At 74.4% G+C, this 21,507-nt stretch carries 19 protein-coding genes; 7 read left to right on the forward strand and 12 right to left on the reverse strand.

Translation table 11 applies throughout. From position 1 onward, the window contains the following. The first annotated feature begins 87 nt into the window (after window positions 1–87). Window positions 88–471: a VOC family protein gene (locus J7I94_RS26920; RefSeq protein WP_215170945.1), complete on the forward strand. Its 384-nt coding sequence runs from the start codon at window positions 88–90 to the stop codon at window positions 469–471. Between the two features lie 15 nt (window positions 472–486). On the opposite strand, the gene J7I94_RS26925 is transcribed toward J7I94_RS26920, so the two are convergent. After that, complete coding sequence (locus tag J7I94_RS26925) at window positions 487–1,227, reverse strand: alpha/beta hydrolase (protein ID WP_215170946.1); 741 nt, start codon at window positions 1,225–1,227, stop codon at window positions 487–489. Between the two features lie 148 nt (window positions 1,228–1,375). Here J7I94_RS26925 and J7I94_RS26930 point away from each other — a divergent pair, with 148 nt between their 5' ends. Continuing rightward, on the forward strand, window positions 1,376–2,272 hold the full coding sequence (locus tag J7I94_RS26930; protein WP_215170948.1) for a helix-turn-helix domain-containing protein: 897 nt from the start codon (window positions 1,376–1,378) through the stop codon (window positions 2,270–2,272). On the opposite strand, the gene J7I94_RS26935 is transcribed toward J7I94_RS26930, so the two are convergent. The 4 genes from J7I94_RS26935 to J7I94_RS26950 all read right to left on the reverse strand — a co-directional run bounded on the left by J7I94_RS26935 (window position 2,208) and on the right by J7I94_RS26950 (window position 5,804). Beyond that, complete coding sequence (locus J7I94_RS26935) at window positions 2,208–3,425, reverse strand: wax ester/triacylglycerol synthase domain-containing protein (protein WP_215170950.1); 1,218 nt, start codon at window positions 3,423–3,425, stop codon at window positions 2,208–2,210. The genes J7I94_RS26930 and J7I94_RS26935 overlap by 65 nt on opposite strands. Window positions 3,426–3,472: 47 nt before the next feature. Continuing rightward, window positions 3,473–4,741, reverse strand: a complete 1,269-nt coding sequence (locus J7I94_RS26940; protein ID WP_215170953.1) for a hypothetical protein — start codon at window positions 4,739–4,741, stop codon at window positions 3,473–3,475. A gap of 201 nt (window positions 4,742–4,942) precedes the next feature. Then, window positions 4,943–5,539 (reverse strand): SRPBCC family protein, encoded by a 597-nt coding sequence (locus J7I94_RS26945; protein WP_215170954.1) that lies wholly within the window; start codon window positions 5,537–5,539, stop codon window positions 4,943–4,945. A gap of 49 nt (window positions 5,540–5,588) precedes the next feature. Continuing rightward, the gene (locus J7I94_RS26950) at window positions 5,589–5,804 is read right to left on the reverse strand and encodes a tautomerase family protein (RefSeq protein ID WP_215170956.1); all 216 of its coding nucleotides are present in this window, start codon (window positions 5,802–5,804) and stop codon (window positions 5,589–5,591) included. A gap of 142 nt (window positions 5,805–5,946) precedes the next feature. Here J7I94_RS26950 and J7I94_RS26955 point away from each other — a divergent pair, with 142 nt between their 5' ends. Then, entirely contained in the window at window positions 5,947–6,834 is an 888-nt protein-coding gene (locus J7I94_RS26955) for a helix-turn-helix transcriptional regulator (protein ID WP_215170958.1), read from the forward strand. 10 nt (window positions 6,835–6,844) lie between these two features. Here the strand turns inward: J7I94_RS26955 and J7I94_RS26960 are convergent, their stop codons facing one another. Continuing rightward, window positions 6,845–8,152, reverse strand: a complete 1,308-nt coding sequence (locus J7I94_RS26960) for an MFS transporter (RefSeq protein ID WP_215171049.1) — start codon at window positions 8,150–8,152, stop codon at window positions 6,845–6,847. 492 nt (window positions 8,153–8,644) lie between these two features. Here J7I94_RS26960 and J7I94_RS26965 point away from each other — a divergent pair, with 492 nt between their 5' ends. From J7I94_RS26965 to J7I94_RS26975, 3 genes are read left to right on the forward strand one after another with little or no spacing between them, the layout of a single operon-like run. Further along, window positions 8,645–9,607, forward strand: a complete 963-nt coding sequence (locus J7I94_RS26965) for a helix-turn-helix domain-containing protein (RefSeq protein WP_215170960.1) — start codon at window positions 8,645–8,647, stop codon at window positions 9,605–9,607. A 10-nt stretch (window positions 9,608–9,617) separates the two neighbouring features. Beyond that, complete coding sequence (locus J7I94_RS26970; protein WP_215170961.1) at window positions 9,618–11,162, forward strand: FAD-dependent oxidoreductase; 1,545 nt, start codon at window positions 9,618–9,620, stop codon at window positions 11,160–11,162. Further along, window positions 11,155–12,597 carry a class I adenylate-forming enzyme family protein gene (locus tag J7I94_RS26975; protein ID WP_215170962.1) on the forward strand — a complete coding sequence of 481 codons (1,443 nt, stop codon included), beginning with the start codon at window positions 11,155–11,157 and terminating at the stop codon, window positions 12,595–12,597. Before J7I94_RS26970 ends, J7I94_RS26975 begins: the two co-directional genes overlap by 8 nt. 53 nt (window positions 12,598–12,650) lie before the next feature. On the opposite strand, the gene J7I94_RS26980 is transcribed toward J7I94_RS26975, so the two are convergent. From J7I94_RS26980 to J7I94_RS26995, 4 genes are read right to left on the reverse strand one after another with little or no spacing between them, the layout of a single operon-like run. Next, on the reverse strand, window positions 12,651–13,940 hold the full coding sequence (locus J7I94_RS26980; protein WP_215170964.1) for a cation:proton antiporter: 1,290 nt from the start codon (window positions 13,938–13,940) through the stop codon (window positions 12,651–12,653). Next, window positions 13,937–15,313 (reverse strand): cytochrome P450, encoded by a 1,377-nt coding sequence (locus J7I94_RS26985; RefSeq protein WP_215170966.1) that lies wholly within the window; start codon window positions 15,311–15,313, stop codon window positions 13,937–13,939. Before J7I94_RS26985 ends, J7I94_RS26980 begins: the two co-directional genes overlap by 4 nt. Continuing rightward, window positions 15,307–16,377, reverse strand: a complete 1,071-nt coding sequence (locus tag J7I94_RS26990) for an alpha-hydroxy acid oxidase (RefSeq protein ID WP_215170968.1) — start codon at window positions 16,375–16,377, stop codon at window positions 15,307–15,309. The genes J7I94_RS26985 and J7I94_RS26990 overlap by 7 nt, the downstream gene beginning before the upstream one ends. Next, window positions 16,374–17,948, reverse strand: coding sequence for an FAD-dependent oxidoreductase (locus J7I94_RS26995; protein ID WP_215170970.1), 1,575 nt, complete (start codon window positions 17,946–17,948; stop codon window positions 16,374–16,376). Before J7I94_RS26995 ends, J7I94_RS26990 begins: the two co-directional genes overlap by 4 nt. 62 nt (window positions 17,949–18,010) lie before the next feature. Here J7I94_RS26995 and hutH point away from each other — a divergent pair, with 62 nt between their 5' ends. Beyond that, window positions 18,011–19,519, forward strand: coding sequence for a histidine ammonia-lyase (gene hutH, locus J7I94_RS27000; protein ID WP_215170972.1), 1,509 nt, complete (start codon window positions 18,011–18,013; stop codon window positions 19,517–19,519). Here the strand turns inward: hutH and J7I94_RS27005 are convergent. Continuing rightward, window positions 19,500–20,756 carry a HAMP domain-containing sensor histidine kinase gene (locus tag J7I94_RS27005; protein ID WP_308114709.1) on the reverse strand — a complete coding sequence of 419 codons (1,257 nt, stop codon included), beginning with the start codon at window positions 20,754–20,756 and terminating at the stop codon, window positions 19,500–19,502. The two genes, hutH and J7I94_RS27005, sit on opposite strands and share 20 nt — an antisense overlap. Continuing rightward, complete coding sequence (locus tag J7I94_RS27010) at window positions 20,753–21,439, reverse strand: response regulator transcription factor (protein WP_215170974.1); 687 nt, start codon at window positions 21,437–21,439, stop codon at window positions 20,753–20,755. The genes J7I94_RS27005 and J7I94_RS27010 overlap by 4 nt, the downstream gene beginning before the upstream one ends. Window positions 21,440–21,507: the final 68 nt, after the last annotated feature.

A 21,507-nucleotide genomic window follows, 5' to 3' on the forward strand; every position in this document is an offset into this window, starting at 1 on the left:
CACGCACCAGACCCCGCTCACTGGCATCGAGCAGTCACCGCGGCTTCCCTGCGACCTGATCCAAACGACAGGCCCTAGCCTTGTCCCATGCTGCGACTCGGAATGCCCGTCATCGGTGTCACGGACCTGCCCCGAGCGGTGGTCTTCTGGACACAGGCGCTGGACCTGGTCACCGCCGACGAGTGGAGCAGCGAGACCTGGCGCACGCTCCACCACGCCGACGGGTCCGGCCGGGCGCTCGGCCTGCTGCTCAGCGCGTCGCCGGCCGAACCGCGCCCCCGACTGCACCTCGACCTCTTCACGGACAGCGCCGAGGAGCAGCGGGCGGAGGTCCAGCGGCTGATCGGGCTCGGTGCCCGGGCCGTCGACTGGGACCTGTACCCGCCCGAGCCCGACTTCGTCGTCCTCGCCGACCCCGACGGCAACGTCTTCTGCGTCGTGGACCTCAGCCACGCGCCGAGCGGGGCCTGAGGAAGGGAACGGCGGCTACGCGGCCTCCGCCCGTGCCAGCCGCAGCAACAGTTCGGTCAGCTCGCCCGGCATGGTGACCATGCAGTCGTGACCGGTCGGCAGCTCCCACACCCGCGCGGGCTCGCCGTTGGGCTGCACCGGGGGGACGGGCCGCCGGGCGAAACCCTCCGGCACACCGGCCACGCAGTGGATGTGGGTCCGCGGGATCGCGTCCGCGGCCGGGTTGTCCAGCCGGACCCGCTGCTGGAGGCAGCGCACCGGATGGTCCGACACCATCGTGCGCAGCCAGGCGATGTCCGCGGGGTCGGTGACCCCGAACAAGCCCGCCGGAGGCGGCAGTTCGGGCAGCGGCGGAACCCGCCAGCCGCTCTCGGACTCCAGCGCCCGGTCGATCAGGTGCCGGGTCACGGGCATGACATCGGCCGCGCTCTCGCCGTCCAGCGGGACCATCGCGTCGAGGTACACCAGGTGCCCCACCCGCTCCGGGACCCGGTGGGCGACCGCCGAGACGACCAGCCCGGCGTAGCTGTGCCCCACGAGCACCACGTCGGTGAGGTCCTCCTCGACGAGCAGCCCGACGACGTCGTCGACATGGGTGTCGAGTCCCACCTCGGGGCCGAGCAGGTGCGCCTTGTCGCCGTACCCGGTCAGGGACGGCGCGAGCCCCCGGTGACCGGCCGAGACCAGCAACGGGACCACCCGGTCCCAGGCCCGGCCGCTGTGCCAGGCGCCGTGTACGAGCAGATACGTCGACATGGGAGTGCTCCTTGCTGTGCTGGTCCGTACGAGCGGCGTGGACGCCACCGACCACGATGCGGACCGGCCGCCGGAGGGGCCAGAGCCCCCGCGGTCCTGGGGGTGACAGGACCAGGAACGGCCCCGGCACCCGCACTACAGTGGGCGGATGACCGACGGACCGAACCCGCTGGGTGACTACATGCGCGCTCGCCGCCGGCTCGTCACCCCCGAACAGGTCGGTATCCCCGCGGTGGGGACACGACGCGTGCAGGGACTGCGCCGGGAAGAGGTCGCGATGCTCGCGGGTATCAGCGCCGACTACTACCTGCGCCTGGAGCAGGGCCGGGACCGCAACCCGTCCGTGCAGGTCCTGGAGTCGCTCGCCCGCGTGCTGCGGCTCGACGACGACGCGACGGCCTACCTGCTGCGCCTCGCCGCCGCCCGGCCGCGCCGGCGGCCCCGCCGCCCCCGCGAGGAAACCGTCCCCGCGGGCATCGCCCAGCTCGTCGCCACGCTCCCGCTGCCCGCGGTGGTCGAGGACCGCTACTTCGACATCCTCGCCGCCAACGCCCTGGCGACGGCCCTGTCGCCGCGGCTGGCGGTGGGGGCCAACCGCCTGTGGGACCTGTTCCTCGACCCCGCCCAACAGGCACTCCACCCGGACTGGGAGGAGACCACCGAGGGCGCCGTCGCCGTCTTCCGCGAGTCGGTCGGCACCGACACCGACGACCCCCGGTTCGTCGAGCTGGTCGGCGGACTCTCCCTGGCCAGCCCCCGCTTCAGCCGGCTCTGGGCCCGCCACGACATCAAGGTGTGCGAGGGCGCTCCGGTGCGTCTCACCCACCCCCGGGCCGGAGACCTCCGGCTGAACAGGGAGAAACTGGACATCGGCGGTACGGCGGGCCAGATGCTGGTCGTGCTCCACCCGGACCCCGGCACCGACAGCGCCGACAAGCTGGCCCTGCTCGCCTCCGGGGCCCGGACACCGGCGGACGCCGTCAGCCCAGGGCCCGGACCCAGTGGCGGGGGAGCGCGGTGGCGTGCGCCCGGGGAACGTCGGTGACCACGGCGCACCGCACGGTGTCCGGAGTGCGGGTGAAGGACAGGTACACGGGCCGCTGCTCGTCGTCCCCGATGTGCAGGAACAGCGAGGCCGCGCTCAGCCGTGCGCCGAAGCAGGTGAAGCTCTGCGGGAAGGAGACGCTGCTCACGGCGAAGGGATAGAGGCGGGTGTTGACCACGGCGCGCAGCGCGCGGCTCCCGGAGGCCGGCGGGCAGGGCAGGTCCAGCAGCGCGCGCAGGGCGTCGCGGCGGTGCGAGCGCCGCACGGCGTCCGTCTGCCGGCGCACCTCGGCCGCCGAGGTTCCCAGCGTGGCGGCGGTGACGGGGAGGTGCAGCCGGTGGAAGGCGATGTGGTTGCCCGGCGCGAGCCGTTGCCGAGGCGTGCGGGTGGACATCGCCACCAGCGTCCGGGCGGGGGACGGAGGGTCGGGCAGCGCCAGTTCCGTGCTCCACGACCGCAGGGCGAGGGCCAGCGCGGCCAGCGCGATGTCGTTCACACTGGTCCGGTGGGTGTCCGCCAGGGCGCGCAGCCGGGCGAGCGGCACATCGCCGTACGTCCACCGCGCTCCACCGCCCGGCCCGGTGACGCGGCGCAGCGCGTGCCAGGGCGGCCCGGGGCGGAGCGCGGGCGCGGCCGTCTCCCGTACGGCGCACAGGCCCGCGCGGATACCGCCGCCGGCGTCGGGATACAGCGGCGGCCCGGCCACCGGGGTGTCCGCGAGGAGGGCGAGGGCGCTGTGGGCGGCTCCGACCCCGTCGGTCAGGGCGTGGTGCACGCGGAAGCAGACCCGGAACCGCCCGGCGACGGAGGACTGGGTGAGCAGCCGGCAGTCCCACGGCGGACGCGCCCGGCCGGGCAGTTCCCGCGTCAGCAGGGCCTCGCAGGCGTCGTGGAGGGCCCGTTCCCCGTCCGGGACGCGCCAGTGGCGGACGTGCGCGTTCGGATCGACGGCGGCGGCGTGCGGCGACCCGTACCGGGCCCGGCCCGCGGGCAGGAGACGGGTCAGCGCGGGCAGCGAGCCCGACCGGGCCGCGACGCGCCGCGCCAGCTCGTCCACGGACGGCGCCCGGCCGTCGAAGTCCAGGAAGAATCCGGCGACGGGTGGCCGCCGCATCGTGAGGAAGGTGCGGTCGGTCGCACTGATGGAGTACACGTCACCGCAACGAGGCCGCGGGCCTGCCGGTCACGACGGGACCGTCGTCAGGGAGCGCCCAGCGCCCGCCGGGTGGTGCGGTGCAGGGCACCGGCGAGCCGCTGGGCCTGGCCGGCGGTGAAGAAGGCGCGCGGCAGCGCGAGGGTGAGACCCAGGGCGTCGCTGTGATGCCCCGTCAGGGCGGCTACGGGGACCGGTCCGTGGACCTCGACGTACCCCCAGGGCGCGGAGGCGGACAGTTCCGGCGGCATGGGGAGCGCGGGGGCGCGGGCGGTGAGGTCGGAGACCGCCACGCTCAGGGGCAGCGCCGGACCGCGGGCCAGGGCCTGGGCGGCCAACTCCGGCAGGGCGGCGATGGACAGGTCCAGTTCGCCGCTGCGGACCGTGGCGCGCATCCGCTCCCGGACCAGCCGCCCGACGCGCACCGGGTCGTCCGCCGAGGCGACCGGGACGTGCGTCTCCAGGGCCGCCACCGCCATCACCACGCGGTGCGCGGGCAGCGGCGGCACCAGCCGGCGCCGTACGTCGAGCGCGGAGGCGCAGGTCAGAGTACGTACGCCGGGTGCGTCGTCGGCGACGTCCCGCACCGCGGTCAGGACGAGGCCGCAGGCGACGCTGTGCGTGCTGATGCCGCTGTCCCGGGCGGTCCGTACCAGGCGGGCGGTCTGCTCGCGGTCCAGGGCGACACGTCGTACGTGCACTCCGCGCGCCGGGCCGCCGGTGCCGGCCGCCTCGGCCGGGAGACAGAGGGGGGAGAGGGCTCGGGCACGGGCGGCCCGGCGGGCCAGGAACCCGTCGATCTGCCGACGGGTGACCCTGTGGCGGAAGTACGGCTCCACGGGGTGCGGCAGCCCGTCCGTCGCGGGTGGCAGCCGGGGAGCCCGGCCGGTGATCCGGGCGGTGCAGATCTCCCACAGTTGCGCCAGCGCGGTCAGGGCGCTGACGCCGTCGGCGATGGCGTGGTGGACGCACAGCACGAACAGCCGGTCCCCGCCGGGCTGTTCCAGCAGGGTCGCGCGCACCATCGGCGCCCCGGGAGCGAAAGGGGCGGTGGCGGCGGCGAAGTCGGTGCCGGTACGCAGCCGAGGAGGCGCGGCGGGGTGGCAGCGCAGGAGGGGACCGTCCGGCCCGGGACGGCACCGGGCGGTGAGGACGGGATGGACACCGGCCAGGACACGGAGGGACTCGTCGAGCACCTCCCGGTCCACGGGACCGCCCAGGGAATGGCACAGGACCACGGGCGTGCCCGACTGGACGAACATCGCCTCGTGGCCCGCCAGTGGGCGTTCGTACACCGCTCGGGGCGTGATCGACACGGAAGGCGACCTCCTGCGCGGGCGGGACAGCGGGCGCACGCGTCGCGCCGGCTGCCATGGGTCTTGCCACGGCATGTGACCCGCACGCCCGGCCCCGACGGCGTACGGAAGCACCGCCCCGTGGAGCACGTGCCCCCGCACGCCACGAGCGGGGGTGCGTGCTCCCGCACGCCACGCGCCGTGCGCCGCGTGCTCGCCGGGCTACCGGTGCCCGGCGTCCTGTTCGTCAGAACTGTCCGAGTCGCACAGTTCATCCTGTCCGTCCCGGTCGGTCTCCGCCTCGGCGAGTGCCTTGACCCCGGTGAGGGTTTCCCGCATGCCCGCGCGCAGCTCCGCCAGCCGGAAGGCGATGATGTCCGGCTCGCGGTCCGGCCGTTGCTCGATCGCCCGCGTGACGCCGCTCGGCCCCGGCCCCACGCGTACCGACTGGCGCAGCCGGACGCCGTCGGCCCCGGTCCGCAGCGTGTAGCTCCAGACGGCCATCGGCCGGGCCGGGTCCACGGAGGGCGGCCCGTAGCGGCCGTCCGCGTCCGTGACCGCCCAGGTGAACGTCTGCCGCGGCACCAGCTCGGTCACCTGGGAGACCGTGCGCCACTCGCCGAGCAGACGGTGCCGGTTGTGACCCTCGAAGCGCGCGCCGACCGCGGGCCGGTCCGCGCCGTCGAGCCAGGCCACGCGCCGCAGTTCCGGGCTGAGCCGGGCCGGCAGCCGGATGTCGGTGACCAGCTCCCAGACCCGTTCCGCCCCGGCGCGCACCAGAACGTCACAGTGCGTACGAGGCCCGTCGGTGAAGCGCATGTCGTCCCTTCCGGCATCGGCTCGGCTCCCGAGGACCGTAGCGGGGAGGTCAGTCCTCGGTCGACCCCTGGAGCATGGCGAGAGTCAGGACGTCACCGCCGATGCCCCAGCCTCCGTCGGTGACCTCCTCGACCAGGACCAGGGTGGTGGCGCGGGCCCGCTCCCCGTAGATGTCGACGAACAGTTGGGTGGCGCGGGTGACGATCTCCTTCTTCTCCTTCTCGTCGAGGGAACCGGCGGGGACCTTGAAGTTCGCGAACGGCATGGTGGTGGCACTCCTTGTGAGGGCGCGAGCGGTTGGTACGGGCCTCAGCCTGAGCCACGGTGCCCGGCCCGGCCAGGGCCCTTTCCACCCTGGGGTCACCGTCCCCTGGCCGGCAGAGCCCGTCCGCGCGACGATGGGCGACATGAACCACTCGGAACTGGGCGCCTTCCTGAAGTCCCGGCGCGGCCGCGTCCGCCCCCGCGACGTCGGCCTGACCGCCGGGCCCCGGCGCCGGGTGCCTGGGCTGCGGCGCGAGGAGGTCGCCCAGCTGGCCGGCCTGTCGGCCGACTACTACACCGAGCTGGAACGCGGGCGCGGTGCCCAGCCCTCGGCCCAGGTACTGGCCGCTCTGGGCCGGGCCCTGCGGCTGGACGGCGACGCGCGCGACCACCTCTTCCACCTCGCCGACCGGCCGGTGCCCCCGGCGGCCCACGGACCGGACGCGCACGTCCAGCCGGCCATGCTCGCTCTGCTGGACCGGCTGGCCGGCACGCCGGCCCAGGTCATCACCGACCTGCACGAGACCCTGGTCCAGAACACGCTGGCCGCCGCGCTCGTCGGCCCGCCCCCGGCGGTGCGCGGCCCGGAGGCGAGCTTCGTCCACCGTTGGTTCACCGACCCGGAGGCCCGCACCCTCTACCCCGTGGCGGACCACCCCCACCACTCCCGGGTCTTCGCCGCCGATCTCCAGGCGGTCGCCGCCCGGCGCGGCGACGACCCCGCGGTCCGGCGGATGGTGGCCGGACTGCGGCGGCGCAGCCCGGAGTTCGCCGCCCTGTGGGACACCCACGACGTCGCCCTGCGGCGGACCGACCACAAACGCATCGTCCACCCCGCCCTGGGCGTCATCGAACTGGACTGCCACAGCCTGTTCAGCGAGGACGGCTGCCAACGCCTGCTGTGGTTCACCGCACCGCCCGGCAGCGAGGGCGCGGGACAGCTGGAGCTGCTCTCCGTGATCGGCGTCCAGGACGTCGGGACGGACGGGCCCCGAGCCCGGCGGGCCGCCGACCGGACCGTGGATTCCTGAACCGGGCGGGTCACTCCCGGGGCAGCGCGACCCGGGACAGCACGGCGGTGGCCAGCAGGAGGGCGGCGACGACGAGCAGGCCCACGCGCATCCCCGGCAGGGAGAAGCCGCCGTCCGGGGCGGCGAGCAGGCTGCCGAACAGGGCGACGGCGAGCGCGCCGCCGGTCTGCCGCAGGGAGTTGAGCAGCCCCGACGCCGTTCCCGCGCGTTCCCCCGGCACGGCGTCGATCATCAGTGCCGTCAGCGCGGGCACCACCACCGCCCCTCCGACGCTCAGCGGCACCAGCAGCACCAGCACCAGCCACACCGGTGTGTGCGCGGCCAGCGGCATGAGGGCCAGCATCGCGCCGACGAACACCAGTTGCCCGGCCACGATCACCGGCCGCCGCCCGATCCGCTCCGCCAGGCGCGGCGAGACCAGGTTGACCGCCGTCACCAGCACCGACATCGGGACGAACATCAGCCCGGCCACGATCCCCGACATGCCGCGCACCTGCTGGTAGTACAGCCCGAGGAGGAATATCCCGCCGTAGAAGGCGGCGTTGATGGAGAAGCCGACCGCCAGCGGCACGGCGACCCGGCGGTCGGTCAGCATGTCCAGCGGCACCATGGGCCGCCGCTGCCGGCGCTCCACCGCGTAGAACACGTACCCGCAGACGACGGCGAGCGCGGCGGACGCCAGTACGGGACCGCTGGTCCAGCCCCGGTGCCCGCCCTCGATCACCGCGAACGCCAGCCCCGCCAGGGCCAGTACGGCCGTCAGCTGCCCGGCCCCGTCGAGCGCGGCGGGCCGGCGCGGGGAGACCGGCACCCGCACCAGCAGGCCCAGGATCACCGCGCCGACCGGCAGGTTCAGCAGGAACACCGCCCGCCAGCCGGCCGAGTCGGTGAGCAGCCCGCCCAGCACCGGACCCGCGGCCATCGCCACCGAACCGCCGACCGCCCACAGGGCGATGGCGCGGGCCCGGGACCGCGCGTCGTCGTAGGCGTGCCGGATCAGCGCCAGCGAGGCCGGCATCACGATCGCCGCCGCGCCGCCCTGCGCCACGCGCGCCCCGATCAGTACGGCGATGTCCGGAGCGAGCGCGCAGGCCAGGGAGGCCACGGTGAACAGGGCCACGCCCAAGGCGTAGGCGCGGCGGGCACCGACGCGGTCGGCCAGGGCGCCGGCGGACAGCATCAGGGCGGCGAAGGTGAGGGTGTACGCGTCGACCACCCACTGCAGCCCCGCCATTCCGCCGCTGAGGGAGTCCTGGACGGCGGGCAGCGCGATGTTCACGGCGGAGACGTCGATGGTGATGACGCTGAAACCGAGCAGCGCGGCGACCAGGGCGAGCCCGCCGCCCGGCGCGGTCCGCCCCGGCGGGCCGCCGCGTCCGTCGGGTTGCGACGACGGCCCGGGGGCACCACTGCGGACCGGGTCCGAGGACGGGGACGAGGACGAGGGCGAGACCGGGGGCGGGGACGAGACCGGGGACGAGACTGGGGACGAGACCGGGACCGGGGAAGAGACCGGGGCCGGGGACGAGGGCGAGACCGGGACCGGAGAGGGGGACGAGGACGAGGAGGGAAGGGCAGGCACGGCAGGGCTCCCGGGCGGGCGAGGGACACGGACCGACGGCGGACGGCACCGGCCACCGGGCCGCGGTCCGGTGCCACGCACCCCCTGGGCCCCGGCGGCCGGGCCGCCCGCTCCCCACCACCATCCGCCTTCCGGACGCCGCCCGGCAGACCGCGTCGTACCGGGGTGCCGCGTTCCAGGCAGTGACACGGCCCCTCACGCTCCCCGACCGGCTGCCACAATGGGCGGATGGCGACAGCAGGGGACGCACGGGGCACCGAACTCGGCCGCTACCTCAAGGCCCGCAGGGCCCAGGTGCGCCCGCAGGACGTCGGCCTCCCGGCCGGCGCGGGCCTGCGCCGCACCCCCGGCCTGCGCCGGGAGGAACTGGCCGCGCTGGCCGGGGTGAGCGTCGACTACTACATCCGCCTGGAGCGCGGCCGGGAGACCAACCCGTCCCCCGCGGTCGTGGACGCCCTCGGCCGCGCCCTGCGGCTGCGCGGCGACGCCTACGAACGCCTCCACGAACTCGCGGAACTGGCCTCCGGACGCATCTCCGACCTGCCCGCCTGCTCCGACCACACCGTCCGCGACTCGGTCCTGCGGATGCTGGAGTCGGTCCGTCCGATGCCCGCCTACGTGGTCAACCGCTTCAACCGCGTCCTCGCCGCCAACCCGCCAGGCCGACGGCTGATGCCCGGCCTGTGGGACTGGCCCGAGGAGCGGCGCAACCTGACCCGCTACCTCTTCCTCCACCCGGTCGGCCGGACCCTCTACGACCCGTGGGAGGCGACCGTCGCCTCCTCGGTGGCGCACCTGCGCGCGGTCGCCGGCGCCGACCCGGACTCCGCGGAACTGACCGCCCTCGTCGGCGAACTGGCCGTGAAGTCACCGGAGTTCGCCCGGCTCTGGGAACGCTACGACGTGTGTGAACGCGGCGGCGGACAGAAGACCTTCCGGCACCCGAAGGCCGGAACGATGACCCTGACCTACGAGATCATGAGCCTGGCCCGGACCGGCGGCCAGCGCATGGTGGTCTACCAGGCGGCGCCCGGCACCCCCGACGAAGAAGCCGTGCTCCGCCTGGAGGCCGCGGACGCCCGCCCGGAGCGCACCCCCGTCGGCCACCCCGAGCCGGCCGGCGAGCCCCGGCCCGCCACCCGTGCCCGCCCCGGCCGGCAATCTCAGAACGTTCTGATTTCCCGCCACTAGCGTCCCGTCCATGGTGCGCGATTACCTGATCATCGGGGCCGGACCGGCCGGACTGCAGCTCGCCGCTTCCCTGGAACGCGACGGACGCGACTACGTCGTCCTGGAGCGGGGAAACGGCCCGGGGACGTTCTTCACCCGCTTCCCCCGGCATCGGCAGTTGATATCCATCAACAAGGTCAACACCGGATACAGCGACCCGGAGCTCAGCCTCCGCATGGACTGGAACTCGCTGCTCAGCGACGACCCGCGGCTGCTGTTCACCCGGTACAGCGACGACTACTTCCCCCGCGCCGACGACTTCGTGCGCTATCTCGCCGACTACGCCGAGAAGACCGGCGTCCGCGTCGAGTACGGCACCGAAGTCGTCCGCGTCTCCCGCGCCGACGGGGTCTTCACCGTCCTCGACGGCGCCGGACGGACCTGGCGGGCCCGCCGGATCATCGTGGCGACCGGCGTCTCCCGCCTCAACGTACCGCCCATCCCCGGCATCGAACTCGCCGAACGCTACGACGACTTCGACACCGACCCGGCCTCCTTCACCAACCAGCGGGTGCTGGTCGTCGGCAAGGGCAACTCGGCGTTCGAGACCGCCGAGTCCCTGATGGCGAAGGCGGCCGTCATCCACGTGGCCGGCCCGCACTCGCTGAAGATGGCCTGGCAGACCCACTTCGTCGGCCATCTGCGCGCGGTGAACAACAACTTCCTGGACAGCTACCAGCTCAAGTCGCAGAACGCCGTCCTGGACGGCACCGTGGAGAGCGTCGAGAAGAGCCCCGAAGGCGGGTTCCGGGTGGTGTTCCGCTACGCCCGCACCACGGAACGGCTGCGCGAACTGCGCTACGACCGGATCATCGTGGCCGCCGGCTTCCGCTTCGACGCGAGCGTCTTCGACGAGACCTGCCGCCCCGCCCTCGTCATCGACGACCGGTTCCCCGAACAGACCTCCGCCTACGAGTCGGTGAACGTACCGGACCTCTACTTCGCCGGTACCCTCACCCAGCAGCGGGACTTCAAGAAGTTCACCAACGGCTTCATCCACGGCTTCCGCTACGGCGTCCGGGCCCTGACCCGCATCCTCGACGCCCGCTACCACGACACCCCCTGGCCCGCCGCCGGACTGCCCGCGACCCCGGAGGCGATCGCCGACGCCCTCATCGCCCGCGTCAACCGCTCCTCCGGGCTCTGGCAGCAGTTCGGGTTCCTCGGCGACGTGGTCACCGTCGACGGGGACCGGGCCCGCTACCAGGAGGAGGTGCCGCTCGACCACGTCACCGACGGCGGTCTCGGCCCCGCCGCGCACCGGTTCGTCGTCGACCTGGAGTACGGGTCCGGACACGACGGCGTCGACCCGTTCGACATCAGCGTCCCGCGCGTCGTCGAGAACGACGTCGAGCACGCCGCGGACTCCGTCTACCTGCACCCCGTCGTCCGCCACTACCGCGACGGCGTCCTGGCCGGCACCCACCACCTCGCGGAGAACCTGGAGAACGACTGGGACATCCCGGCCGTCCACCAGCAGCCGCTCGTCGCGTTCGTGAAGGCCTGCCTTGACTGAGCAGTTCCCCGGCGGCGTGCTCGACCTCCTCGGCGCGGCGGGCGACCGCGTGGTCTTCGAGCACCTGGACCGGGCCGTCACCGGAGCCGAACTCCTCGCGGACGTACGGCGCGTGACCAACGGCCTGCGCGAGCACGGCGTCGGCCCCGGTGACGGCGTCGCGCTGCTGCTGGGCGTCAGCCCCGAGGCGTTCGCCGCGGTCGTCGCCGCTCACGTCGTCGGCGCCCGTGTCGTCGGCGTACGGCCGGGACTGACCGACCGCCAGCGCGAGCACCTCCTCACGGACGTCGCGTACCGGGTCTCCGACGACCCGGACACGGTGCCGTCCGGTGCCGTCCTCGCCCTCGACGACCTGCTGTCCACGCCGGACGACGGCCTCCGGCCGCGGGTCACGGCCCGGCCGGAGGACGTCGCCCGGCTCATCCACACCAGCGGCAGCACCGGCCTTCCCAAGGCCTGCGCCCAGACCTACGCGGCGATGACCGCGGCCTGGGCGCTGCGGCCGGACGCCTGGCCGCCCGCCGTCCGCGAACTCGCCGCCCGCCTCGACCGGTTCCTGGTCTTCGGCACCCTGGCGAGCCAGGTGATGATGGAGTACGGCCTGCTCACCCTCGCCGCCGGCGGCACCCTCGTCACCGCCGACCCGCCCGCCTTCCCCGACGCCTTCGTCCGTCACCGGGCCACCGCGAGCGTCATCACCGTGGCCCGGCTGACCAAGCTCGTCGCGAGCCAGCGGGCCTCGCCCGTGGACCTCGGCTCGCTGCGCGCGCTGATGGTCTCCGGGTCCCCGCTGTCACCGGGGCGGCTGCGCGAGGCCGCCGAGGTGCTCGGGCCGGTCGTCTTCCACGGCTACGGCCAGACCGAGACCGGCATGATCTCCATGGCCACCCCGGACGACGAACCCGGTTCGCTGGGCGTCCCGCCCGTCGACCTGGAGGTCCGGGACACCGACGGCCGCCCCGTCCCGCCCGGCACCGACGGTGAACTGTTCGTCCGCACCCCGTCGCAGGCCCGCGGCTACTGGCGCGAACCCGCGCTGACCGCGGAAGTGTTCACCCCGGACGGCTGGGTCCGCACCCGTGACCTCGGCCGGCTCGACGGTCAGGGCCGGCTGTGGCTCACCGGACGGGCCCGCGACGTGATCATCGTCAACGCCAACCTGTACTACGCCGGTCCCGTGGAACGCCTGCTGGCCACCCACCCGGCGGTGGCCGAGGCGTACGTCACCGCCGTCCCCGACGACAGCACCGGGGAGGCCGTGCACGCCTTCGTCGTACCCGCCGAGGGACGCGTCCCCGGCCTCGGTGAACTGCGGGACCTGGTGGCCGCGCGGCTGGGCGAGGCGTGCGCGCCGACCCGGCTCACCCTCATCGGGGAGGTGCCGCTCACGCCCGCCGGCAAGCCCGACAAACGGCGGCTGGCGAGCGGGGATTGACCGTCCGGCACAAGGAAGGGCCCGGCCCGTCGGGGCCGGGCCCTTCCTTGTGCTCAGTGGTTCTCGGCCACGACCGCCGGCCGCGGCCGCTCGTCCCGTCCGTGCCCCTCGTCCCGCCCGTCCCGGGTCCGCTCCCGCCGGTCGATCAGCGCCAGCAGCGGCGTCGCCATGACGGTGGTGACGATGGCGACCACCACCAGCGCGCTGAACATCGCCTGCGTCACGATGCCCGCCGCCAGTCCCAGGTTGAGCGCGATCAGCTGCATCAGGCCCCGCGCGTTCATCAGTGCCCCGACCCGCAGCGCCACCCGGTTCGGCTCCCCGGAGAGACGGGCGGCGAGCCAGCAGGCGCCGAACTTCCCGACGACCGCGACCAGCACGCACCCCGCGGTGAACAGCAGCACCGGCCCGGAGCCCAGCAGGGTGAAGTCCGTGTTCAGCCCCGAGTAGGTGAAGAACAGCGGCAGGAACACCCGGCCCACCGGTTCGATCGTCTCCACCGAGCGGTCCAGCTGCGGCGAGCGCGGGAAGACCAGCCCGAGGCTGAACGCCCCGAACACCGCGTACAGGCCGATCTCGTCCGTGTACCAGGCCACCAGGAACAGCACGCCGACCAGCATGAGGAGCAGGTTCTCCGGCGCCGCCCGCTCGGCGAGCAGCACGGTGCGTCCCCGCAGCCGTACCACCACCGCCAGGACCACGATGAGACCGAACCCGCCGGCGACGGCCAGCGACACCAGCCCGGCGCTGCCGCCGGCGATGCTGAAGACCCCCGCGAGCAGGATCCAGGCCACCGCGTCGTCGACCGCGCCCGCGCCCAGCGACAGCGATCCGTGCCGGGTGCCCGCCAGCTTCTGCTCGGCGATGATCCGGGCCAGCATCGGGAAGGCCGTCACGGCCAGCGCGACCCCGACGAACAGGGCCGACACCGTCAGCGACACGTCCGGGGCCATGGCGCCGGTCCGCTCACCGGCGACGACGATCAGCAGCACACCGAGCAGCACCGGCACCACCACCCCGGCCGCCGAGACCAGACCGGCGGACCGGGCCACGCCCCGCAGCCGGTCCACCCGGAAGTCCCAGCCGACGTGGAACATGAACGCGACGAGGCCGATCTGCCCCACCACGTAGAGGACCGGGCGCAGTTCCTGCGGGAAGAGACCCGACTCCACGCCGGGCAGCAGGGCGCCGAGCACCGACGGGCCCAGCACCACCCCCGCCAGCATCTCGCCGACGACCGGGGGCTGGCCGACCAGTTGCAGCAGCCGGCTCACGATCCGGCAGACGACCAGGATGACCACGACGGCGAGGAAGAACGCGGGTGCGAGATCCGTGGCGCTCATGTGCTGTTTCCTTCCGGGTGGACGACCGGGCAGCGCCCGGCCGGATGCTCCTCGAAATAGCGGCTCGCCAGCCGCAGCCTGCGGGCGTGCAGCACCATGACCGTGCCGAGCACGAGCTGCCGCACGGCCCGGGTGACGTCCTCGACGCCGTCCCGCGCCCGCACGAACCTCCGCAGCACCGCGAGGCGGGGCCCGGGGGACAGACCGCGCGGGATCAGCAGACAGGGCGCGCGGTGCGGGTTGGACCGGGTGTGCGAGGCCGTCGAGTCCAGCCGGTAGCGGCGCAGCACCTCGCGGACCGCGGCGCGCAGCACCAGCGGCGACAGCCGCCACGCCGGACAGGGCCGGTTCGCCGCCACCCCGAACGGGATGTGGTGGGCGTCCTTGGCGGACAGGGACTCCCAGCGGTCCGGGTCGAACTCCCCGGGACGGTCGTAGCCCGTGGCGTGGTAGTCGGGATAGCTGAAGCACACCACCGAGCCGGCCGGCAGCACCGTCTCCTCGTCGAGCGGGATCTCCCCGGTGGTGACGCGGTGCGCGATGCCGAACAGCGGGTACAGCCGCATCGTCTCGTCGAGTACGCGGGTGAGGTACTGGTCGTCGCCGGGCTCCGCCCACAGGCGGCGCTGCACCTCCGGATGCCGGGCCAGGGCCAGCAGCACGTGCGCGGTCGCCTCGGAGAGCTGCACCACGGCCGTGTTGAAGAACGTCCCCTGGAGGTAGTGCGCCTGTTCGGGCAGGGACAGCGAGGCCGGCAGCCGGTGCGGCACGTCACCGGCCGCGATCCGTTCGCGCAGATACGCCGTCAGCCGCGCCCGGCGCCGCGGATGACGCAGCCCGGTGCACTTCAGGGCGCTGATCACGTCGTCGGCGTGCGCGGTGATCAGGTCCCGGGCACGCGGCGGACACGGCTCCTTGAACACCAGTTCGTAGCAGAACCCGGCCCACGCGGGCATCACCAGGTCCCGCAGCCGTACCAGGCTGATCCGGTCGTCCGGCAGGGAGCCCAGTACGCCGGCGACGGCCCGGCCGGCCGCCGCCCCGAGGGCCTCCGAGCCGCCGGCCAGGATGCGCCGCGTCGTCGCGGCCACCTCCTCGTAGCGCTCGCCGGGCTCCAGGTGCTCCTGGTGCACCTCCGGGCCCGGCGCCAGCCAGTACCAGAACAGGTCGGACAGACCTGCCCCGGCGCTGCGCCCGTTCGCCGCGGGATGGGCGTAGACCCGCTCGAACACCTCCGGTCCGTGCGTGGCGTCGGGCAGGGTCACCGCGTGGTCGCCGTTGACCTTCTCGAAGATCCGTACCCGCAGCGCCACCACGCTCCGCGGCAGCCACCATGTCGTCGCGGGAGCCCGCTTCGGCCCGCTGTTCACCACGTCCCGCCCTTCCGGACGACCAAGTCCTTCGTCAGATCGGTGTTCCGGCACCCCCCGCACAGCGCGAGGGTGTGGTCGTACTCGTCGCGCAGCGCCGCCAGGACCCGCCGCACCCCGGCCTCGCCCTCGGCGGCCAGACCCCACACCACCGGGCGTCCCACGCCGACGGCGCTCGCGCCCAGCGCCAGGGCGACGGCGATGTCGCTGCCCCGGCGGATCCCGCCGTCCAGCAGGACCGGCACCCGGCCCGCCACGGCCGCCACGACCGCCGGCAGACAGTCCACGGACGCCGGTACGGCGTCCGACTGGCGGCCCCCGTGGTTGGAGACGACCACCCCGGCCGCGCCGTGCTCCACGGCCAGCCGGGCATCCGCCGGGTGCAGAACTCCCTTGAGCAGCACGGGCAGTGAGGTCGACCCGACGATGTCGTCGATGTCCCGCCAGGACACCGCGGGGGACATCGGGATGTCGGTGAGCGCGCCGGGCGGGGCGCCGGGCAGACCGCGCATGTTCTCCGCCGCGTAGCCGGGCGGCAGATCGGTGAAGCCGTTGCGCAGGTCCCGGGTGTGCCGGCCGAACACCGGGGAGTCGACGGTCACCACCAGCGCCGTGCAGCCCGCCTCCTCGGCCCGCCGCACCAGCGCCCCGGTGACCTCGCGCCGGGGATGGGGATACAGCTGGAACCACACCGCCGGGTCCCCGGCCGCCTCGCGGGCCGCCGCGACCACGTCGGCGACCGCGGTGGTCGAGGCGGTCCCGGTCACCAGGACGGTGCCCTCGGCCGCGGCGGCCCGCGCCGTGGCCCGCTCGCCGTCGGGATGCGCCAGCCGGTGGAACGCGGTCGGCGCCACGACCACCGGCGCCGTCCGCGGGGCGCCCGGCAGATCGACGGCGGTGTCGCGCGTCTCGCGGCCCGACAGCACCCGGGGCAGCAGCGCGTACCGGTCGAAGGCCCGCTCGTTGTCGGCGAGGACCCGTTCCTCGCCCGCCCCGCCCGCCACGTAGTCGTAGCGGACGGGGTCCAGGGACTGCCGCGCCTTGTCGTGCAGGTCGCGGAGGATCACGGTGCCACCGGGGCGGCCGGGCCGCGCCGGGCCTCCAGGAAGGCGCGCAGCGGGGCGCGGTGGAACTTCTCGCTGTCCCACTCGTTCTCCAGGTTCTCCGCGAGGTGGTACGCGTCGACGAACTCACCGCCCCGGTACCAGCGGACGACGGGATGGAGATAGCGGCCGTCCAGACCCGCCACGTCCTGCTGCGACTTGCGGCCCGCCGTGACGTCGAAGGGGTCGACCCGGTCGTGGTCCTCCCCGTACTCCAGGGTGATCACCGCGTGCGCGGCCACCTCCCCGAAGTCGCCCGCGCGCACGGCGTGCGGCACCTGGCCGACCGGGACCTCCTCGGCGTAGCGCAGCGTGCCGTCCGGGGCGAGCAGCAGGAGGTCGCCGAGGACGCCGAACTGCTGCCACAGCGCGGAGGACCGGTTGACGCGGGTGACGACCTCCTCGACGGCCCGTTCGGTGTCCGCGCCCAGCTCGGTCACCGGCCACGCCTCCCCTTCGTACCGCTGCCGCAGTGCCCGGTGCAGGGCGCGGACCGTGTAGCGGAAGCCGTGGATGAAGCCGGTGGTGGCCTTCTTGAAGTCCCGGCCCTGCATCAGCGTCCCGGCGAAGTACAGGTCCGGCACGTTGACCGACTCGCCCACCGCCGTCAGGTCCGGGAACCGGTCGTTCACCGTCAGGTCCGGGACGCAGGACTCGTCGAAGATCGAGGTGTCGAGCCGGAAACCGGTGGCGACGATCACCCGGTCGTAGCGGATCTCCTTGACCACGTCGTCGGCCCGCTCGAACGCGACCGGCACGTGGAAGCCGTCCGCCGCCCGCCGGATCGAGAGCACCCGGCCGTCCAGGAGCGCGTTCTGCGACTTCAGCTGGTAGCTGTCGAGGAAGTTGTTGTTGACCGCCCGCAGATGCCCGACGTAGTGCGTCCGCCACGCCAGCGGCAGCGAACCCGAGCCGACGACGTGGATCACCGCCGCGTTCTCCATCAGGCTGTCGGCCGTCTCGAAGGCGGAGTTGCCCCGCCCGATGATCAGCACCCGCTGGTCGGTGAAGGTCTCCGGGTCGGGGTCGAACGAGTCGTACCGCTCGGCCAGTCCGATGCCGGGGATGTCCGGCACGTTCGGCAGCGACACCCCGGTGGCGACCACCACCCGCCGCGCCCGCCAGGACTGTCCGCCCTGGTCGGTGACGGTGAAGCCGTCGGCGTCGCGGGAGATCCGCGCCACCTCGGTGCCGTACCGCACGCGCACCCCGGTGCGCTCGGCGAAGTCCGACAGATAGCGGACCATCTCGTCGGCCGGCGGGAAGTAGCGCGGGCTGTACTTGGTGAACAGCAGCTCCGGATCGTCGCTCAGCAGCGAGTTCCAGTCCATCCGCAGCCGCAGCTCGGGATCGTCGTATCCGGTGTGCACCTTGTTGGTCGAGATGAGGGTGCGGTGCCGGGGAAACCGCTCGAAGAACGCGCCGGGAACGCTGCCGCGCTCCAGGACCACGTAGTCCGCACCGTCACGTTCCAGGGAGGCGGCGAGTTGCAGTCCCGCGGGCCCCGCTCCGATGATCAGGTAGTCGTGCGCCATGGCCCGGAAGCTATCCACCGGATTTCAGAGGGCTCTGAGATTCCCCGCCTAGGTTCTGGCCTGTGCTCACCACCACGGATCCCGTCACGCTCACCGGCCCTCTGGACGCCACCGCCCTGCGGCGCGCGGCGACGCCGCTCACCGTCACCGTGGACGACGCGGCCCGCGCCCGGGTCGAGCGCGGCCGGCACCTCTTCCGCGCGCTGCGGAAGGACGGCCCGGTCTACGGCGCCACCACCGGCTTCGGCGCCCTCGTCGGCTACGCGGGCCGCGCCGACGAGGCCGACCAGTGCGACAACACCCTGGCCCACCTCGGCGCGGGGCAGGGCCCGGACCTGCCGCACGACGTCACCCGCGCCGCCCTGCTGCTGCGCACCTGGTCGCTGGCCCAGGGGCACTCCGGGGTGTCCGCCGAGACCGTCGACCGGCTCGCCGCGATGTTCGCCACCACCTTCTCGCCCGCCGTCCCCCGCTACGGCTCCGTCGGCGCCAGCGGCGACCTCATCCCGCTCGCCTACGCCACCCAGGCCCTGCGCGGCCGGGGCCACGCCTACCTGGACGGCCGCCGCCTGCCCGCCGCCGACGCGCTCACCGCCGCCGGGCTGACCCCGCTCGCCCTCGACGGCCGCGACGCCCTCGCCCTCGTCAACGGCACCTCCGTCACCACCGCCGCCCTCGCCCTGGCCCGCGACACCGTCCGCGCCGCGCACCGCGCGCTCACCGACCTCACCTGCCTGCTCACCGACCTCCTCGGCTGCGACCCAGGCTTCCTCGACGCCGGCCTGCTGCGCGCCTACGGGCACCCCGGCGCGGCCGTCGTCGGCACCCGCATGCGGCACACCCTGACCGGCACCAGCCCCTCCGGCGCCCGGCCGCTCCAGGAGCCGTACAGCATCCGCTGCGCCCCGCAACTGCTCGGCGCGGCCGAGGACGCCCTCGGCTACGTCGACGGCGTGGTCGCCGCCGACCTCGGCGGGGTCAGCGACAACCCCCTGTTCTTCGCCGACGGTGACGGTGACGGCGACGGCGCGGGCCGGGTCGTGCACGGCGGGAACTTCTTCGGGCAGCCCGCCGCGTTCGCCGCCGACCTGCTCGCCTCCGTCACCGCCCAGCTCGGCAACCTCGCCGAACGCCAGCTCGACCTGCTGGTGGACCCGGCGCGCAACGGGGGCCTGCCGCCGATGCTCGCCACCGCACCCGGCGTCCAGCACGGCCTGCAGGGCGTGCAGCTGGCCACCACCGCGTTCGTCGCCGAGATCCGGCGATGCGCCGCCCCGGCCGCCATGCAGAGCCTGCCGACCAACCTGCACAACCAGGACGTCGTCCCGTTCGGCACCCAGGCCGCCCTGCGCTCCTACGACATGGCCGGGCTGCTGGGCCTGCTGTGCGGGTCGCTCGCGGTCGGCCTGCGCCAGGCCGTCCACGTCGGCGCCCGCCGGCCCACCGCGCCCCGGTGCGCCGCACTCCTGGACGCCCTCGCCGAGACCGTCCCGCCGGTCGAACCGGACCGCCCGCTGGACGCCGACGTGCGCGCCGCGGCCCGGCTGCTGCTCACACGTGACCTGCCGTGACCGGGGCCGCCGGGATCCGCTCGGGCGGGGCAGCGCACTCCGGCAGCCGGATGGTGAACCGGGCGCCCCGCCCGGGCCGGCCCGCCGCGGTCACCGTACCGCCGTGTCCCGTGACCACCTCCCGCAGCAGTGCCAGCCCCAGCCCGTACCGCCCGCCGTCACCGGCCCGGTGGAACCGCTCGAACAGCCGCTCCGCCTCGGCCGGGTCGAAACCCGGCCCGGTGTCCGAGACCGTCAGCTCCACGGCCGAGCCCGAGCGGGTGAGCGTCACCTCGACCCGTCCGCCCGCCGGGGTGTGGCTGATCGCGTTGGACAGCAGCTCCCCGACGGCCCGGCGCAGCGCCGACTCGACACCGCCGACGAACAGGGACCGGCGGGCACCGCCCACGGTCACGGTGAGCCCGCCGTCCCGGATCCGCTCCGCCTCCTCGGCGACCACCGACCGGGCCAGCGCCGTCAGATCGACCGGCACCCGCTCGGCGGGCCGCGCGGGGTCCGCCGCGAGGCTCGCGGAGAGCAGCAGATCGTCCAGGACCGCGCCGAGCCGGCCCACCGAACCGACCAGCCGGGCCAGGCCGTCGCGGTGCTCGGCCGGCAGCCGCGCGGCCCGCGCCTGCCGGGACAGCACCTGGGCCCGGGTGTACACCTGGGTGACGGGGGTGCGCAGCTCGTGACTGGCGTCCGTGACGAACCGGCGCTGCCGGGCCAGCGCCTCGGCCAGCGGCGCCACGGACAGCCGGCCGAGGACCGCGCCCGTGACGGCCGCCGCGATCAGCCCGACCAGCTCCGCGACGCCCAGCGCGTACCAGAGGTGCCGGCGGTCGGCGAGCTGGAACCGCAGGTCGAACACCGCCTGCACCACGTTCCCGTCCGCCCGGACCTCGGTGCGCACCAGGTAGACCGTGCCGTTGCGGTGCACCACCCGCTCCACCGCCTCGTCGGTCCGGCGCACCCGGTCCAGATCGGCCCGGACCGGGAACCCGTCCGGCGCGTTGGCGAGCGGGGTGGCGCCGGCCGCGTACAGCCAGGTGCACACCGGTGGGCTCGACAGGTCGCCGCGCGAGGCGCCGTAGCGCAGCTCCCGCCGCACCTGGTCGTTCTGCGCCCGGGTCATCACCGTGTCCGCGACGAGGCCGACCACCACCATGAGCAGCGTGATGATCGCCGCGGTGATCACGGCGATCCGCAGCCGGGCCAGGCGCACCTCCGTGCGCTCCGCGACCTGTGAGGACCTCACAGCGCCCCCAGCCGGTAGCCGAGGCCGCGGACCGTGCGCACGGCCTGCCGGCCGAGTTTGCGGCGCAGGTAGTAGACGTAGGTGTCGACGATGGACGACGCGGGCGCCTCCTGGAACACCATCCGGCGCAGCTCCGCCCGCGAGTACACGGCGTCGGGGCGGGAGGCGAGCGCCCACAGCAGCGCGAACTCCCGGGCCGCCAGGGCGATCCGCCGCCCGTCGGGCAGTTCGACCTCGCGCGGGCCGACGTGCAGCCGGCCGGAACCGATCCGCAGGGTGTCGGTGACGTCGAGCGCCCGTCTGCACAGGGCTCTGAGCCGGGCGCCGAGTTCGTCCAGGTCGAACGGTTTGACCAGGTAGTCGTCGGCGCCGGCGTCCAGCCCGTCGACCCGGTCGTGCACGGTGCCCATCGCGGTCAGCATGAGCACCGGGGTGCGCACCGCGCGCGAGCGCAGCCGGCCCAGCAGGTCGACGCCGTCCAGCACCGGCAGCCGCCGGTCGACGACCAGTACGTCGTACTGCCGGGTCAGGCCCAGGTGCAGGCCCCGCTGCCCGTCGGTCGCGGCGTCGACCTCGTAGCCGTCGTCGCGCAGTACTCCGGAGAGCATGCCGACCAGTTCCCGGTCGTCCTCGACCAGCAGCAGCCGCCAGGGATCCCGTGGCCGTACCCGCCCCTGTGTCACCGTCCGGCTCCTCTCGCCCCCCGTCTGGCCCGTCAACACCCACGCGTGACACGGGAGTTCCGCTCACG

This window comes from Streptomyces sp. ISL-12 (genome assembly GCF_018614415.1).
In the GTDB taxonomy this organism is placed as follows: Bacteria; Actinomycetota; Actinomycetes; order Streptomycetales; family Streptomycetaceae; genus Streptomyces.

Coding starts and splice junctions, on each gene's coding strand:
- J7I94_RS26995 (WP_215170970.1), bottom strand. CDS start 17,948: ATGGCGCACGACTACCTGATCATCGGAGCGGGGCCCGCGGGACTGCAA.
- J7I94_RS26920 (WP_215170945.1), top strand. CDS start 88: ATGCTGCGACTCGGAATGCCCGTCATCGGTGTCACGGACCTGCCCCGA.
- J7I94_RS26955 (WP_215170958.1), top strand. CDS start 5,947: ATGAACCACTCGGAACTGGGCGCCTTCCTGAAGTCCCGGCGCGGCCGC.
- J7I94_RS26970 (WP_215170961.1), top strand. CDS start 9,618: ATGGTGCGCGATTACCTGATCATCGGGGCCGGACCGGCCGGACTGCAG.
- J7I94_RS26945 (WP_215170954.1), bottom strand. CDS start 5,539: ATGCGCTTCACCGACGGGCCTCGTACGCACTGTGACGTTCTGGTGCGC.
- J7I94_RS26925 (WP_215170946.1), bottom strand. CDS start 1,227: ATGTCGACGTATCTGCTCGTACACGGCGCCTGGCACAGCGGCCGGGCC.
- J7I94_RS26930 (WP_215170948.1), top strand. CDS start 1,376: ATGACCGACGGACCGAACCCGCTGGGTGACTACATGCGCGCTCGCCGC.
- J7I94_RS26950 (WP_215170956.1), bottom strand. CDS start 5,804: ATGCCGTTCGCGAACTTCAAGGTCCCCGCCGGTTCCCTCGACGAGAAG.
- J7I94_RS26980 (WP_215170964.1), bottom strand. CDS start 13,940: ATGAGCGCCACGGATCTCGCACCCGCGTTCTTCCTCGCCGTCGTGGTC.
- J7I94_RS26965 (WP_215170960.1), top strand. CDS start 8,645: ATGGCGACAGCAGGGGACGCACGGGGCACCGAACTCGGCCGCTACCTC.